16 protein-coding genes are annotated in these 14,326 nt (G+C 68.5%); 3 read left to right on the forward strand and 13 right to left on the reverse strand.

Annotated elements, in window-relative coordinates; translation table 11 throughout:
• Positions 1-24: 24 nt before the first annotated feature.
• A complete protein-coding gene (locus BM362_RS50180; protein WP_280142778.1) occupies positions 25-150 on the forward strand; it encodes a hypothetical protein in 126 nt (41 codons plus the stop codon).
• Here BM362_RS50180 and BM362_RS45135 read toward each other — a convergent pair.
• The 13 genes from BM362_RS45135 to BM362_RS45195 form a co-directional block, all read right to left on the reverse strand.
• On the reverse strand, positions 128-616 hold the full coding sequence (locus tag BM362_RS45135) for a hypothetical protein (RefSeq protein WP_232792000.1): 489 nt from the start codon (positions 614-616) through the stop codon (positions 128-130). The genes BM362_RS50180 and BM362_RS45135 overlap by 23 nt on opposite strands.
• Positions 613-1,137, reverse strand: coding sequence for a hypothetical protein (locus BM362_RS45140; RefSeq protein ID WP_425285781.1), 525 nt, complete (start codon positions 1,135-1,137; stop codon positions 613-615). The genes BM362_RS45135 and BM362_RS45140 overlap by 4 nt, the downstream gene beginning before the upstream one ends.
• Positions 1,137-2,378 (reverse strand): MCE family protein, encoded by a 1,242-nt coding sequence (locus BM362_RS45145; RefSeq protein WP_093577314.1) that lies wholly within the window; start codon positions 2,376-2,378, stop codon positions 1,137-1,139. Before BM362_RS45145 ends, BM362_RS45140 begins: the two co-directional genes overlap by 1 nt.
• Complete coding sequence (locus BM362_RS45150) at positions 2,378-3,568, reverse strand: MCE family protein (RefSeq protein WP_093577315.1); 1,191 nt, start codon at positions 3,566-3,568, stop codon at positions 2,378-2,380. The genes BM362_RS45145 and BM362_RS45150 overlap by 1 nt, the downstream gene beginning before the upstream one ends.
• The gene (locus BM362_RS45155) at positions 3,565-4,761 is read right to left on the reverse strand and encodes an MCE family protein (protein ID WP_093577316.1); all 1,197 of its coding nucleotides are present in this window, start codon (positions 4,759-4,761) and stop codon (positions 3,565-3,567) included. Before BM362_RS45155 ends, BM362_RS45150 begins: the two co-directional genes overlap by 4 nt.
• Complete coding sequence (locus tag BM362_RS45160) at positions 4,758-5,789, reverse strand: MlaD family protein (RefSeq protein WP_067593651.1); 1,032 nt, start codon at positions 5,787-5,789, stop codon at positions 4,758-4,760. The genes BM362_RS45155 and BM362_RS45160 overlap by 4 nt, the downstream gene beginning before the upstream one ends.
• Positions 5,786-6,823, reverse strand: a complete 1,038-nt coding sequence (locus BM362_RS45165; RefSeq protein WP_067593601.1) for an MCE family protein — start codon at positions 6,821-6,823, stop codon at positions 5,786-5,788. Before BM362_RS45165 ends, BM362_RS45160 begins: the two co-directional genes overlap by 4 nt.
• Positions 6,820-8,175: an MCE family protein gene (locus tag BM362_RS45170; RefSeq protein ID WP_067593598.1), complete on the reverse strand. Its 1,356-nt coding sequence runs from the start codon at positions 8,173-8,175 to the stop codon at positions 6,820-6,822. Before BM362_RS45170 ends, BM362_RS45165 begins: the two co-directional genes overlap by 4 nt.
• Positions 8,172-9,032 carry an MlaE family ABC transporter permease gene (locus tag BM362_RS45175; RefSeq protein ID WP_009075203.1) on the reverse strand — a complete coding sequence of 287 codons (861 nt, stop codon included), beginning with the start codon at positions 9,030-9,032 and terminating at the stop codon, positions 8,172-8,174. Before BM362_RS45175 ends, BM362_RS45170 begins: the two co-directional genes overlap by 4 nt.
• A gap of 1 nt (position 9,033) precedes the next feature.
• The gene (locus tag BM362_RS45180; protein WP_067593594.1) at positions 9,034-9,825 is read right to left on the reverse strand and encodes an MlaE family ABC transporter permease; all 792 of its coding nucleotides are present in this window, start codon (positions 9,823-9,825) and stop codon (positions 9,034-9,036) included.
• 124 nt (positions 9,826-9,949) lie between these two features.
• Entirely contained in the window at positions 9,950-10,714 is a 765-nt protein-coding gene (locus BM362_RS45185) for a glucose 1-dehydrogenase (protein ID WP_067593591.1), read from the reverse strand.
• A gap of 13 nt (positions 10,715-10,727) precedes the next feature.
• Entirely contained in the window at positions 10,728-11,660 is a 933-nt protein-coding gene (locus tag BM362_RS45190; RefSeq protein ID WP_067593588.1) for a 3-oxoacyl-ACP reductase, read from the reverse strand.
• A 74-nt stretch (positions 11,661-11,734) separates the two neighbouring features.
• On the reverse strand, positions 11,735-11,920 hold the full coding sequence (locus tag BM362_RS45195; RefSeq protein WP_067593585.1) for a ferredoxin: 186 nt from the start codon (positions 11,918-11,920) through the stop codon (positions 11,735-11,737).
• Between the two features lie 103 nt (positions 11,921-12,023).
• Between BM362_RS45195 and BM362_RS45200 the strand changes: the two genes are divergently transcribed.
• Together BM362_RS45200 and BM362_RS45205 are read left to right on the forward strand one after the other, a co-directional pair.
• Positions 12,024-13,187, forward strand: a complete 1,164-nt coding sequence (locus BM362_RS45200; RefSeq protein WP_093577318.1) for an acyl-CoA dehydrogenase family protein — start codon at positions 12,024-12,026, stop codon at positions 13,185-13,187.
• A gap of 11 nt (positions 13,188-13,198) precedes the next feature.
• Positions 13,199-14,230 (forward strand): acyl-CoA dehydrogenase family protein, encoded by a 1,032-nt coding sequence (locus BM362_RS45205; protein WP_093577319.1) that lies wholly within the window; start codon positions 13,199-13,201, stop codon positions 14,228-14,230.
• The last annotated feature ends 96 nt before the right edge of the window (positions 14,231-14,326 follow it).

Below are 14,326 nucleotides of genomic sequence, written 5' to 3' on the forward strand. Positions count from 1 at the left end.
GCCGCCTTCTGCCGCAAGCTCGGCATGCCGTTCGGCTTCCTCGTGGAGAGCGTGTCCATCCGCAAGGTCGAGATCGAGGCTTCGGTGGCCCTCGCGCGCGAGGTCGGCGCACTGCTCGGCCGGAGGGCTACAGCGGATCCAGCGCGGTGATCTTCCACTGCCCATCGGTGCGATGCGCGGTCACCGACAACTGCCCGACAGACGACTGAGGCGCGCCACCGCCGGGCAGAATCGTTTGCTGGTCCAGGAAAAGCAGCAGGCTCGCGTCGTCGCCGTGCAATGAGCGGACTCCGATCGCGCGCACTGTGGTTGTCCGGACGAGCTTTTCGTTCGCCGCGCGTTGACGGGCCGCGGCGAACTGGCTTTGGTACTGCCCCACCGCCGAACCAGTCAGGACGTCGGCCGCGGCGCGCGCGGTGCGGTCCAGGTTCGCGTAGTCGTAGGAAAAAACCGCCTTCACCGCAGCGCTCACCTGGTCGGTGACCTGCGAGGTCGCCACGGGGTCGACCATCGCCTCGTCGTCCTCGGGGTGCAGCAGCGACGCCTGCACCCCGAACCACACCGCGCACGCCAGCGCGACCGCGGCCACCCCCGCGGCGATCGTCCGCCGGTTCACGAGCCCACCGCCTGGACGCCGCCGATCTTCCACGTGTCGCCGTCTCGTGCGAAGTCCACGGCCAAGCGCGCCTGTTTCGCCGAGGGCGCGCCGTCGCCGGTGCTCACGCGGACGTTCAGGACCGCGATCAGCCGTGCCGTTCCCGCCGAAGGGTTCAGGTCGGTGACCGCGGCCTGCACCAGGGAAGCCGTCGACACGGTTCTGGTGCGTTTGGCGCGGTCGATCTGCAGTTGCCGGTCGCCGGAGAGGTCTTTGCCGTACTGCCCGGTCGTCGCGGCGATCCAGCGGTCCACGTCGACCGCGCTCGTGCGGTAGTCGATCGTGTTGAGCGTGACCAGTTCCGTGCTCGCGGCGGCCAGCACGGCGTCCCGGGCGCGGCCGCGGGCGAGGCTGTCGTCCTGCGCCGCGCTCCACCACGACCAGCCGAACCACGCGGCGGCCAGCAACGCGACAGCGGCCAGCACGGTCAGCACCCGTCCGCTCAGGAAGGGCGGCCGGGAAACTTCGGCCGAGTCAGCCATCACGAACCGCCCAGCAACGCCCCGAGCCCGCCCTTCAGCGGCGCGGTCAGCTGGCCAAGCAGACCCGGCAGCTGCTGCTGCGAACCCTGGTCCGAAGGCGCGGAAGCCTGGGGCGCGGCCGGAATCGCGGGCGGCTTCCCCGCGTACGGCGCGTTCTGCGCACCGCGCACCTCAGTCGGGCTGCCCGGCGGCTCCGCACAGTAAGCGTTCATGTTGACCGGCGCGTCGCTCGTGTCGTTGGCCGGACGCTGTTTCGTCCCCTCGTACCCCTTCGTGCACGAATGCGGGTCGAAGAAGTTGAACACCACGCCCAGATGCCCGGTGCCGTCCGGCGAGGTCGTCGGCGAGAACGCCGAGATCACCGGGTAGGCCACCAGCAGTTCCTCGATCGCGTCCTTGCGCATCGAGGTGACCTGCGCGGTGGTGAGCGAGTTCGCGAACAGCACCCCGAGGTCGGTCCCGGACGTGGCCAGCACGTCGCTGATCTGCCGGCTCAGCTGCGGAGCCTCGTCGATCACCTTGCGCACAGCCGGATCCGACGACTTCAGCTGCCCGGCGATCGTCTTCAGCCCGGACGCGAACGCCGTGATGTTCTGCGCCTGCCGCTCCTGCGTCGCGAAAACCGTGCGGGAATTCGCCAGCAACCCCTGCGTGTCCGGCACGTACTGGGCGGCCGTCGCGGTGAGGGAGCTGGTGCTGTCCAGCAGTTTCCGCAGCTGCGGCCCCGACCCGGCGAACGCGTCGTACGTCTCGTCCACCACGGTCTTCAGCGATTCCGGATGAACGCTCGCGACCAGGCCGTCGAGATGCGTCAGCACCGAATCCGGCGTCGCGGGCAGCGACGTGCGATCCTGCGCGATCACCGCGCCGTCCGCCAGGTACGGCCCGGATTCGCGGTCCGGAAGCAGGTCCACGAACTGCTCCCCCACCGCCGACCGGTTCGCGACCTGCGCGTGCAGCGCGGACGGGATGTCCGGGCCGCCGGAGTCGATGTCGAGCCGGACGTCGATGCCCTGCGGGGTGAGCGTCATGGCCCCGACCCGGCCGACTGTCACGCCCCGGTAAGCGACCTCGGAGTTCACGAAAACCCCGCCGGAGTCGGCCAATTTGAGCGTCACGTGGTAACCCCGGTTGCCGAAAATCCGGTCGAGACCGGCGTAGTGCCCGCCCGCGTAGGCCACCGAAACGACGGCGATCGCGAAGAACACCAGCAGCTGGATCCGAACCTTGCGCGTGTTCATCAGCCGCCTCCCACCAGACCGCCGAGCAAGCCGCCCAGTACCCCGCCGTAGCCGGGTTTCGCTCCGCCCGTGGCCGGCGTGTTCGGCAGCGGCAACGGCAACTGCGGCATCCCTTGCCCCGCGGCGGGCGGAGCGCCGGACGTCGAAGGCGTCGGCAGCTGGAACGGCGGCTGCGACGAATTCGTGAAGTTCTGCACCAGCTTGTCGAGATCGAGGTTGATCCGCGCGTCGACGTTCGCGTAGTCGCCCTTGATCACGTTGCCCGCGTAGTCCGGGAACGGGTAGGTCAGCAGGATCCGCAGCGCGTTCGGCAGGTCCTGGCCCGCCGCGCTGAGCTGGCGCAGCGTCGGCTCCAGCGCCTTGAGGTTCGCGACGAGCTGGTCGCGGCTGCGGTTCACCGTGTCGACCGCGACGCCGGACAGCTTGTTCAGCGCGTTCAGCATCCCCACCAGCTGGTCGCGCTGGTCGGCGACGATCTTCAATCCCGGCGCGAGTTTGTCCAGCGCGGTGGCGAGGTTCTGCTTCTGCCCGGCGAGCGTGGCGGACAGCTTGTCCAGGCCGTCGATCGCGCGCAGGATCTCGCCCTTGTGCCCGTCGAGCTGGGTGGCGAGTTCGTCCACCCGGGACAGCAGCGCGCGCATCTGCGGTTCGTTGCCCGACAGCGCGTCGTTGAGTTCGTGGCTGATGTTCTGCAGCTGGTCGACGCCGCCGCCGTTGAGCAGCAGCGACAACGCGCCCAGCACCTCTTCGATCTCCGGATTGCGGTTCGTGCGCCCGAGCGGGATCCGCGCCCCGTCGGCGAGCTTGCCGGACGGCTTCTCCGCGGTCGGCGCGCTCAGCTGGACGAACTTCTCGCCGAGCAGACTGGACTGGCGCAGTTCGGCACGCGCGTTGGCGGGCAGCCGGACGTCGCCGTTCACCGTCATCGACACGAGCGCGGACCGGGTGTCCGGGGTGAGCGCGATCCGGTCGATCCGGCCGACCGCGACGTCGTTCACCTTCACGTTCGCCTGCGGCACCAGGTCCAGCACGTCGGTGAACAACGCGGTGACGTGGTACGGGTGGTCGCCGATGTCCGGGCCGCCGGGCAACGGCGTCGAGTACAGCCCGTTGAACCCGCCGTCGCTGCACCCGGCGAGCACCAGCACCCCGGCGAGCACGCCCGCCAGCCGTTTCCGGAGGCGTTTCACTTGCCACCTCCGGGTTTCTGCGTCAGCACGTCCGACAGCGGCAGCGGCAACGGGGGCAGCTGGCCGTTCTGCAGCGAGTTCAGCGCCTGCGGGATGGACGGCAGCTTGAGCGTGCCGTCGAGCACCGGCGCGAGCTTCTTGCAGATAGTGCCGAGCGCGTCCGGCAGCGGCTTCGGCGTGCCCGCGCTGATCAGCCGGCAGACGGTGAGGATCGGCGGGTTGGTGATCTCGTTCAGGTTGTCGCGCACCGCGATCGTGCCGGACGCCGCGTCGTAGGTGTTGATGAAGTTCGTCGCCCCGGTCGGCGCGATGTCGAGCACCTCGGCGAGCGCGGCCCGCTGGTCCACCAGCACCTTCGTCAGCGACGCCAGTTTGGCCACATTGGACGAAAGCCCGTTCTTGTTGTCCGCCACGAACTGTTTCACGTCCTGCAGCGACGTGGACAGCGAATCGAGCGCGGCCCCGACGTCGTGCGAATCGTCGGCGAGGAAGCCGCTGACGTCCGCGAGCCGCTGGTAGAACTCGTTCAGCTGGCTGTCGCTTTGGGACAGCGCGGAGGTGAAGGAGTTCAGGTTCTTCACCGTGGAGAACAGGTCGTCCTTCGAATCGTCGAGCGTGCCTGCCAGTTCGGCGAGCCTGCTGACGGTCGAGTTCAGGTCCTTGCCGTTGCCCTTGAGGTTGGCCGCGGCGGTGTCCAGCAGGTCGGAGAACGCGCCGTTTTTGTTGGCCCCGTTGGGCCCGAGCGCGGTGGACAGCTTGTCGAGGCTCGCGTAGAGGTCGTCCAGTTCCACCGGCGTCGCGGTTTTGTCGCGCGCCAGCACGGTTCCGCTCGCGAGCGTCGGGCCGCTGTCGTACGACGGCGTCAGCTGGACGTACCGGTCGCTCACCAGGCTCGGCGAAACGACCACCGCGCCGACGTCTTTCGGGATCGGGACATCGTCGTTGACCTTCATGTCCACGCGCACCGCCTGGCCCTCCGGCGTCACCGCCGTGACCTCGCCGACCGCGACACCCAGCACGCGCACGGAGGAACCGGCGTACAGGCCGACGGTCTTCCCGAAGTACGCCGAGATCTTCGTTCCGCCGGTGTCGCGCAGGACCAGGTAGATGCCCGCGGTCAGCAAAAGCGCTGCTACACAAGCAAACCCAAGCCAGGTGACCACATTGCGCCCTGCGCGAGTTTCGACAGTCATCGTCCGCCCACCCCCTGATCAGGCGCGGAGATCGGCGGCGTACAGCCCTCCGGGTTGATCGACAGCCCGCCCGCGGTGATCGTCGGCGGCAGCAACCCGCACAGATACCCCTCGAACCAGCGCCCGTTGCCGGTCGCGTTCGCGCCGACCCGGGCGAACGGGGCCATCAGCTGCAGGCTCCGGTCGAGGTTGCCCTGATTGCGCTGCAACACGTCGGTCACCTTCCCGAGCGCGGCGAGCGTCGGCCCGATCTGCGTGCGGTTGTCCGCGACCAGCCCGGACAGCTGCTTCGAGATCTCCTGCGTGCCCTTGAGCAGCGTGCTGATCTGCTCGCGGCGCTGCCGCAGTTCGGTGAGCAGCAGGTTGCCGTCGCTGATCACCTGCTGCAGCTGGGCGTTCCGGTCGGACAAGGTCTTCGAGATCTTGCTCGTGTTGGACAGCAGCGCGTGCAGATCGGCGTCGCGCGAGGACACCGTCTTGGACAACGCCGACAGCCCGGACAACGTGTCCTTCAAGTACTTCGGACTGTCCTTGAGGGAATCCGACAGCGCGGTGAAGCTCTGCGCCAGCTGCTGGGTGTCGATGTCGCCGACCGTGGTCGACAGCTGGTTGAACGCGTCCTGCAACTGGAACGGCGTCCGCGTGCGCTGCACCGGAATCGTGTCGCCGGGCGTCTGCGTCCCGCCGCCCTTCGTGTCCAGCGCGAGATACTTCTCCCCCAGCAGCGTCTTGATCTCGATCGACGCCGTGGACGCGTCGCCGACCCGCACGCCCTTCACCCGGAACTTCACGAGCACCTGCTTGTGCCCCAGTTCCACCGACGTCACCTGCCCGACCTTGACGCCGGCCACCTGGACCTCGTTGTCCGGCGCGAGCCCGGCGGACTCGGCGAACGCCGCGGTGTAGGTGGTGCCGTTGCCGAACATCGGGATGCTGTCGGAAAAATACGTCACCGCGGTCACCAGCACGATGAGCACCAGCGTCACCGCGCCGACGCTCGCCTGGTTCCGGTCCTTCAGTCGTTTCACGGGCCACACCTCGGCGCGCGTTCGGTGCCGGGGACCGGCACGATCGGCAGCGTCACGTCCAGCGAGGAGATGCCGATGGTGCCTTCGATCCCGCACAGGTAGTAGTTGAACCAGCTGCCGTAGCTCAGGGTCCGGGTGAACTTCTCCAGGTTGCCCGGCAGCACTTGCAGCAGATGCTCGACGAGCGGCTGCGCGTCGTTGAGGTTGTTCGCCAGCTTCCCGAGCTGGGTCACGTCCTGCTGCACCGCGGGACGGGCGTCGGCGAGCAGCCCGGCGGTCGCGTTCGTCAGGTCGCCGAGCGCGCCCACCGCGTCGCCGATCGGCTTGCGCTGCTCGGCCAGCCCGCTCACCAGCCGCTGCGTCTGGTCGACGAGGTCGCCCAGCTGCGGCCCGCGCGCGTTGACCGTGCCGAGCACCTGGTTGAGATTGTCGATGACCTGCCCGATCACCTTGTCCTTGCCCGCGATCGCCGTCGTGATCGACGCGGTGTGCGACAGCAGGCTGGTGATCGTGCCGCCCTCGCCCTGGAACACCTGCACGATCTCGGCGGAGAGCTGGTTGACCTCTTTCGGGTCCAGCGCCTTGAACAGCGGCTTGAACCCGTTGAACAGCACGGTCAGGTTCAGCGCCGGTTTCGTGCGCTCCGGCGGGATGGTGTCGCCGGGAGACAGCGTGTCGCCGCCGCTGACGTCGGTGCCGAGCGAGAGGTAGCGCTGGCCGACGAGGTTGCGGTACTTGATGGTCGCGGTGGCCAGCGAGGGCAGCCGGTACGCGGACTCGACGAGGAACCGCACCTCGGCGTAGTTCTGCTCGCCCTGGTCGACCCCGATCGTCTCGACCTGCCCGACCTTCACGCCGGAGATCCGCACGTCGTCGCCTGCTTGCAGGCCGGACGCGTCGGTGAACTTCGCGACGTAGGACGCGGTGTCGCCGAAGTTCGTGTTCGCGATCGTGGTGGCGAGCACCCCGGTCAGCAGCACGGTGACCACGGCGAAGATGCCGATCTTGACCAGCGCGGGAACGAACGACCTCATTTCAGCTCCACCTCCGCCCCGCGGTACAGCGGTCCGACCAGCAGCGACGACCAGCCCGGCACGTTGTCCGGCGTGGTGTTCAGCGTCGGCGAGGCGAGCAGGTCGAGCAGTTTCTGCTCGTCGGCCGACCCGACGATGCTCGGCGCGCCGCCGGTCGACCCGGACCCGCCGGGCAGCGGGCCGTTGGTGAAGTCGCCGGGCAGCGTGCCGTCCGGATTGTGCGGCGGCGCGGGCTTGGTCGTCCCGTCCCGCACCGCGCCGTCCGGCGGATACTGCGGCCAGTGCCCGGGTTTGGGCACCTGCGGATAGCAGCGCGGGCCGCGTTTGTCGTCGTACTTCGGCTCGTCGACGCCGGGCAGGTACTTGCCGCGGCTCGCCGAGAACTCGATCGTCACGCGGCTGACCTCCGGATGCGCGGTGCCCTTGCCGAACGCCAGCTCCGCGTTCGGCACCGTCCCGGCCAGCTGCTTGAACAGGCACGGGTATTCCGGCGCGTACTTCGCGAGCACGTCGAGCGTGGGCTGCACGGCGGTGGTGAGGCGGATGATGTTGTCCTTGTTGACTTCCAGGAAGCGCGTCAGGTCGGTGGCGGTGCCGGTGACCGAGGAGTACAGATCGGTCAGGCCGCGCTGTTTCTCCACGATGGTCTGCGTCGTCGTGGTGAGGTCCGACAGCGCCTGCAACGCGTCCGGCGCGGCCTTGTCGTAGATGCCGGAAACGGTGGCCAGCCCGGTGATGTCGGCTTTCAGATCGGGCAGCGACGGGTTGAGCTTGCCGAGGTAGTCCGACAGCTGGGTCAGCGTCTCGCCGAGCTTCTTGCCGCGTCCGTCCAGCGCGGTCGACACGGCGTTGAGCGTGCTGGAAAGCTTTTCCGGCTGCACCGCCCGCAACAGCGGCATGACGTGGTTGAGCACCTGCTCCAGCTCGATCGCGGTGCTGCTGCGGTCCTGCGGGATGACGTCGCCCGCCTTGATCGGCCGCTGCGCCTGCTCGGGCAGCTGGAGCGCGACGTACCGTTCGCCGAACAGGGTCTTCGGCAGCAGCCGCGCCGAAACGTTCGACGGGATCACGTCGGTCTTGTCCGGCTGCAGCGCCAGTTCCAGCTCCGCGTGGTCGCCGACCGGCCGCACGTCGCGGATCTCGCCGACGAGCATGCCGCGCACCTTCACGTCGCCGCCGACGCGCAGCTGGCTGCCGACGTGGTCGGTCTCCAGCTTCACGAGCGTCACCGGCGTGAACACCTTGCGGTAGGCGGCGATCGTGGTGGTGAAGAACAACGCCGCCACGACCAGGAAGACCAGCCCCAGCAGCTGGTACTGGAGCCGTTTGCGCACCTCTCGGCGGGTACTCATCCGGATATCCGCACTGTCGTGTTCGCGCCCCAGATCGCGAGGCTCAGGAAGAAGTCCAGCACCGAGATCAGCACGATCGACGTGCGCACCGCGCGGCCCACCGCGATGCCCACCCCGGCCGGTCCGCCGGACGCGGTATAGCCGTAGTAGCAATGGGAAAGGATCACCAGCACGCTGAACACGATCACCTTGGCGAACGACCACAGCACGTCCTCCGGCGGGAGGAACAGCGTGAAGTAATGGTCGTACGTGCCCGCCGACTGGCCGTAGAGCCAGATGGTGATCTGCCGCGACGCGAGATACGAGGACAGCAGGCCCACCGCGTACAGCGGGATCACCGCGGTGACCCCGGCGAGCACGCGCGTGGTGACCAGGTACGGCATGCTCGGCACGGCCATCACTTCGAGCGCGTCGATCTCCTCGGAGATCCGCATCGCGCCGAGCTGGGCGGTGAACCCGCAGCCGACGGTCGCCGACAGCGCGAGCCCGGCCGACAGCGGAGCCACCTCGCGGGTGTTGAAGTAGGCGGAAATGAACCCGGTGAGCGCGGCGGTGCCGAGCTGGTTCAGCGCCGAATACCCCTGCAAGCCCACGATGAGGCCGGTGAACAGCGTCATGCCGATCATCACGCCGAGCGTGCCGCCGATCACCGCGAGGCCGCCGGTGCCGAAGCAGACTTCGGTGAGCAGCCGCGTGGTTTCGCGGCCGTAGCGGCGGATCGTGCGCGGCGACCAGGCGAGCGCCCGGCCGTAGAACGACAGCTGTTTCCCGAGTCCTTCGAGACTCGCGCCGGGACGCGCGATGATCTCCAGCGTCCGGTCGGACGCGCGCGTCTGCTCGATCGGTTCGGCCGTCATGTCACAACGCCTTCGGGGGCACGACTTTGAGGTACACGGCGGTCAGCACGACGTTGATCAGGAACAGCAGCAGGAAAGTGATCACCACCGCCTGGTTCACCGCGTCGCCGACGCCCTTCGGCCCGCCCGCCGGGTTCAGCCCGCGGAACGCCGCGACCACGCCCGCGACGAAGCCGTACAGGAACGCCTTGATCTCGCTGACCCAGAGGTCCGGCACCTGCGCGAGGGCGTTGAAGCTGGCCAGGTACGCGCCGGGCGTGCCGCCTTGCAGGACCACGTTGAAGAAGTAGCCGCCGAGCACGCCGACCACGCTGACCAGGCCGTTGAGCAGCACCGCCACCACGATCGCGGCGAGCACCCTCGGCACCACGATGCGCTGCACCGGGTTGACGCCGAGCACTTCCATCGCGTCGATCTCTTCCCGGATCTTGCGCGCGCCGATGTCAGCGCAGACCGCGCTGCCGCCCGCTCCGGCCACCAGCAGCGCGGTGATCAGCGGGCTCGCCTGCTGCACGATGGCGAGCGCGCTGGCCGCCCCGGTGAACGACTGCGCGCCGATCTGCGTGGTCAGGGATCCGAGCTGCAGCGCGATGACCGCGCCGAACGGGATCGCGACCAGCGCCGTCGGCAGAATGGTCACGCTCGCGAAGAACCAGCACTGCTGGATCCATTCGCGGAACTGGAACGGGCGTTTGAAGATCGCCCGCAGGACCTCCCAGGACAGCGTGGCGAGCCTGCCGACCTGGGTCAGCGCCGCGGTGCCCGGGAGAGTGACCGAGCCGCTTCCGCCCACCGCACCTCCCAGTAGTCACCCCCGAGTCTTGCCCATCCCCGCCCGCCGATTTCGGTTAGCGGTGTTCACTGCCGTCCCTTCGGCCCCCAGCCGTCACCCTAGGCGCAGCAGCCCCGGCTGCCCGTCACAATTTCAGCGCGTGCGTGGCGGTCGCCCCGCCGTCGGCGACGAACTCGCCCCCGGTGCAGTAGGAACTCTCGTCGCTGCCGAGGAACACCAGCAGCGGCGCGATCTCGTCGGCGCGGCCCACCCGGCCGAGCGCGACCTTCTTGCCCACCCAGGACACGTCCACTTCCGCGCCCGCCGCGTCGGACACCATTTTCGTGTCGATCATGCCCGGATGCACCGAGTTGACCCGGATCCCGCGCGCGCCCAGCTCCAGCGCGGCGACCTTGGTCATCCCGCGGATCGCGAACTTGGTCGCGGTGTAGGCGACGAGGAACGGCATCCCGGCCAGACCCTCCACAGAGGACACGTTGACGATGGAGCCGCCGCCGGCCCCGGCCATGGGTTCAACGACCGAGCGCATGCCGAGAAACGCCCCGATCTGGTTGATCCGCACGACGCGTTCGTATTCGGCCAGCGGCGTCTTCGCGAGTTCCGAAAAGTACAGCACCCCGGCGTTGTTGACCAGCACCGTCGGCGGCCCGAACGCGGCCGCCGTGGTCTCGACCGCGGCGGTCCAGCCGTCCTCGTCGCTCACGTCGAGATGGCAGAACACCGCCGCTTCGCCGAGTTCCGCGGCGAGCGCTTCGCCTTCGTCGTCGAGGACGTCGGCGATCACCACCTTCGCGCCCTGCGCGACGAACGCTCGCGCGGCGGCCGCGCCCTGTCCGCGGGCCGCGCCGGTGATGAGGGCGACCTTGCCGGACAGCCGGTGCTCAGTCATGCGTCCTCCGGGTTCAGGGCAGCGAAAGCAGCTCGGTCGCGGCGAACATCCGCTCCGGGTCGCGATCGGCGAAATGCGCGCCGACCTTTTCGGCGAGTTCGCCCGCGGTCCAGGCGCCGTTCGCGGTGTCGAACCGCTCCTCCACCGACGGCGGCTTCAGCAAGGCGACCATGCCGCCGTGCACGACGAAAACCTGACCGTTGATCGAGTCCGCCTCCGGCGAGGCGAGGAATGCGACAAACGGAGCAACATGCTCTACCGACAGCGGATCGAGCCCGTCCTCGGGGGCTTCGCCGAAGACATCCGCGGTCATCGCGGTGCGGGCGCGCGGGCAGATCGTGTTGGCGCGCACGCCGTATTTCGCCAGCCCGCGCGCCGCGGAGATGGTGAGCGCCGCGATGCCCGCTTTGGCCGCCGAGTAGTTGGGCTGGCCCGGCGAACCGACCAGGAACGCCTCGGACGCGGTGTTCACGAGCCTGCCGTACACCGGCTGTCCCTCCATTTTGGAGCGATCGCGCCAGTACGCGGCGGCGTTGCGGGACAGCAGGAAATGCCCGCGCAGGTGCACCGCGATGACTTTGTCCCAGTCCTCGTCGGACATCGAGAACAGCATCCGGTCGCGGAGCACGCCCGCGTTGTTCACGACGATGTCGAGGCTGCCGAAGTGGTCCACCGCGGCCGACAGCAGCTCCTTCGCGGTTTCAGCCGCCGAGACGTCCCCGGCCACCGCGAGCGCTTTGCCGCCTCGCTGTTCGATCTCGGCTACGACGTCTTTCGCCTCGCCGATGTCGTTGACCACGACGGACGCGCCTTCGCGGGCCAGCGCGAGCGCCTCGGCCCGGCCGAGCCCCGCTCCGGCCCCGGTGACGACAGCGACCTTGCCTTCGAGCGTCGCCGAAGAAGCCCCAGCCCGGTCGCCGTGCGTGTTCCCTGCGGTCGGTTCCACCCGCGAGCCTCCTCGTCGAAGCCTGCCTGACGCAGCACAGACTAGAATCTGTTCTCGTATTGAGCAAGTCCCGATTAACCGGTCTTGAACAGGGCGTTCTTTGGGCAGTTCGTCACCGCTTGCGAAACACGTTCTACTTCTTCCTCGGGAACCGGTCCGATCACCAGGTTCTCGTCGTCGTCGAGATCGAACACCTCCGGCGCGAACCCCACGCAGACCGCGTTCGCCTCGCACAGCGACCGGTCGACACTGACCTCCATGCTTCCTCCCGTCCGCCACTCCTGGTACAACTAGAACAGGTTCTAGCTTACCGCCGGGGCCCGGTACGACACCACAACGAGACCGGCGGGGTGGAGGTGACGGGTGCGGATCGACTACACGCCGCAGCAGCGGGAACTGGCCGCTGAGCTGCGGGAGTACTTCGCCGAACTGATGACGCCGGCGCGGCGGGAAAGCCTCGCCGCGCCCGGCGGCGAGTACGGCGACGGCTTGGCGTACAAGGAAATCGTGCGGCAGCTCGGCAAGGACGGCTGGCTCGCGCTCGGCTGGCCGCGCGAGTACGGCGGCCAGGACCGCAGCATGCTCGACCAGCTGATCTTCACCGACGAGGCGGCGGTCGCCGGGGTGCCGGTGCCGTTCCTGACGGTGAACACGATCGGCCCGACGATCATGCGGTTCGGCACCCCGGACCAGAAGGCGTTCTACCTGCCGAAGATCGCCGCGGGCGAACTGCATTTCGCGATCGGCTACTCCGAACCGGGCGCGGGCACGGACCTCGCCTCGCTGCGCACGCGGGCGACCCGCGACGGCGACGAATACGTGGTCAACGGCCAGAAAATGTGGACCAGCCTGATCGAGTACGCCGACTACGTGTGGCTCGCCGCGCGCACCGATCCGGAGGCGCGCAAGCACAAGGGCCTGTCGATCCTCATCGTGCCGACCTCCGCCCCGGGGTTCTCCTGGACGAAGGTGCACACCGTCGCCGGCCCCGGGACCAGCGCGACGTACTACGACGACATCCGGGTGCCGGTCACGTCGCGGGTCGCGGAGGAGAACGCGGGCTGGCCGCTGATCACCAACCAGCTCAACCACGAACGCGTCGCGCTGACCTCCGCCGCGCCGGTGCGGAAGGCGCTGGCCGACGTCGCGGAATGGGCTAGCGAGGAGTCGCTGACCGACCGCGAGTGGGTCCGGACGCATCTCGCGCGCGTGCACGCCTACGCCGAGTATCTGAAGCTGCGGAACTGGAAAATCGCCTGGGCCGCCGCAGCCAGCGAACTCGGACCGGCCGAAGCGTCGGCGACCAAGATCTACGGCACCGAGATGGCGATCGAGGCGTACCGGCTGCTGATGGAGGTGGTCGGCGCGGCCGCCGTGGTGCGCGATGGCTCCCCCGGCGCGGTGCTCGCGGGACGGCTGGAACGGCTGCACCGTTCGGCGTTGATCCTCACTTTCGGCGGCGGCACCAACGAGGTGCAGCGCGACATCGTCGCCGCCACCGCCCTCGGCCAGCCCGTGACGCGTTAGGAGTTCTCCCGGTGGACTTCTCTCTCACCGAAGCACAAACCGACCTCTCCGCACTGACCCGGCGCATCCTGACCGATCAGGTCACCGCGGAATCGCTGGGCCCGCACGGATCCGGCGGTTTCGATGCTCCATTGTGGACTACCATGGCCCGCTCCGGAGTCCTCGACGCCGCCCTGCCGTCGACAGTCGGCGGCGGTGGTTTCGGGCTGCTGGAACAGTGTTCTGTCCTGATCGAGATCGGCCGCGCGGTCGCTCCGGTCCCCTATCTGTCGTCTGTGGTCCAGGCTGGTTCGGTCCTCACCGACCCCATGCTGGCTGAGCGATGGCTGCTGCCGGTTTCGCGCGGCAAAGCTGTCCTCTCCGTCGCGCTGGGCGGCTCGTTCGTCGCTTCAGACGGACGCCTCACCGGTATGCAGACCGCGGTCCCCTTCGCAGCTTTCGCAGACGCCTTACTCGTCGAAGCCAACGACGGCGTGTACATCGTCGAGAAGGACGCCGTTGGTGTCTCTATCGAAGCGCAGTCCACCACTGACCATGCCGACGCTGCTTTGGTGACGCTGTACGACACCCCCGGAATCGCCCTCGGCGATGTCGGTGAACAGTTGCGCCTTCGCGGCGCTCTCGGCGCTTGCGCACAACAGTTGGGTGTGTTGGAGCGCGCGCTCGAACTGACAGCTGCGTACACGCGTGAGCGCAAGCAGTTCGACAAGGTGCTGGGCAGCTTCCAAGCCGTCCGACACCGACTCGCCGACGCGTACATCGACGTCGAAGCCGTACGGCTGACGCTGTGGCAAGCAGCCTGGAAGCTCTCCGAAGGCCTTCCCGCCGCCGCTGACGTGTCCACCGCGAAGTTCTGGGCCGCAGAGGCCGGACACCGCGTCGCGCACACTGCGGTGCACCTGCACGGCGGTGTCGGCATTGATGTGGAGCATCCCGTACACCGCTACTTCGCCGCCGCGAAGCGCCTGGAGTTCAGCGGAGGCGGGGCGACGGAGCACCTGTTGGGGCTGGGTCAGGTTCTCGTGAGTGGCAATCCCGGTTAGTACTCCAGCTGTAGTTCGTGATTGGGCGCTGGTTGCTGGTGTCGTCGCTGGTAGTGGCTTTGGCGGGCTTGGTGCTGGTGTCGTCGGCGCCAGGCG

This window comes from Amycolatopsis rubida (assembly GCF_900115345.1).
Lineage (GTDB): Bacteria > Actinomycetota > Actinomycetes > Mycobacteriales > Pseudonocardiaceae > Amycolatopsis > Amycolatopsis rubida.

What these genes read in the sequence shown, in the direction of transcription:
- BM362_RS50180 (WP_280142778.1), top strand. Translation starts at nt 25, where the DNA reads ATGCCGTTCGGCTTCCTCGTGGAGAGCGTGTCCATCCGCAAGGTCGAG.
- BM362_RS45140 (WP_425285781.1), bottom strand. Translation starts at nt 1,137, where the DNA reads ATGGCTGACTCGGCCGAAGTTTCCCGGCCGCCCTTCCTGAGCGGACGG.
- BM362_RS45145 (WP_093577314.1), bottom strand. Translation starts at nt 2,378, where the DNA reads ATGAACACGCGCAAGGTTCGGATCCAGCTGCTGGTGTTCTTCGCGATC.
- BM362_RS45155 (WP_093577316.1), bottom strand. Translation starts at nt 4,761, where the DNA reads ATGACTGTCGAAACTCGCGCAGGGCGCAATGTGGTCACCTGGCTTGGG.
- BM362_RS45165 (WP_067593601.1), bottom strand. Translation starts at nt 6,823, where the DNA reads ATGAGGTCGTTCGTTCCCGCGCTGGTCAAGATCGGCATCTTCGCCGTG.
- BM362_RS45170 (WP_067593598.1), bottom strand. Translation starts at nt 8,175, where the DNA reads ATGAGTACCCGCCGAGAGGTGCGCAAACGGCTCCAGTACCAGCTGCTG.
- BM362_RS45175 (WP_009075203.1), bottom strand. Translation starts at nt 9,032, where the DNA reads ATGACGGCCGAACCGATCGAGCAGACGCGCGCGTCCGACCGGACGCTG.
- BM362_RS45185 (WP_067593591.1), bottom strand. Translation starts at nt 10,714, where the DNA reads ATGACTGAGCACCGGCTGTCCGGCAAGGTCGCCCTCATCACCGGCGCG.
- BM362_RS45195 (WP_067593585.1), bottom strand. Translation starts at nt 11,920, where the DNA reads ATGGAGGTCAGTGTCGACCGGTCGCTGTGCGAGGCGAACGCGGTCTGC.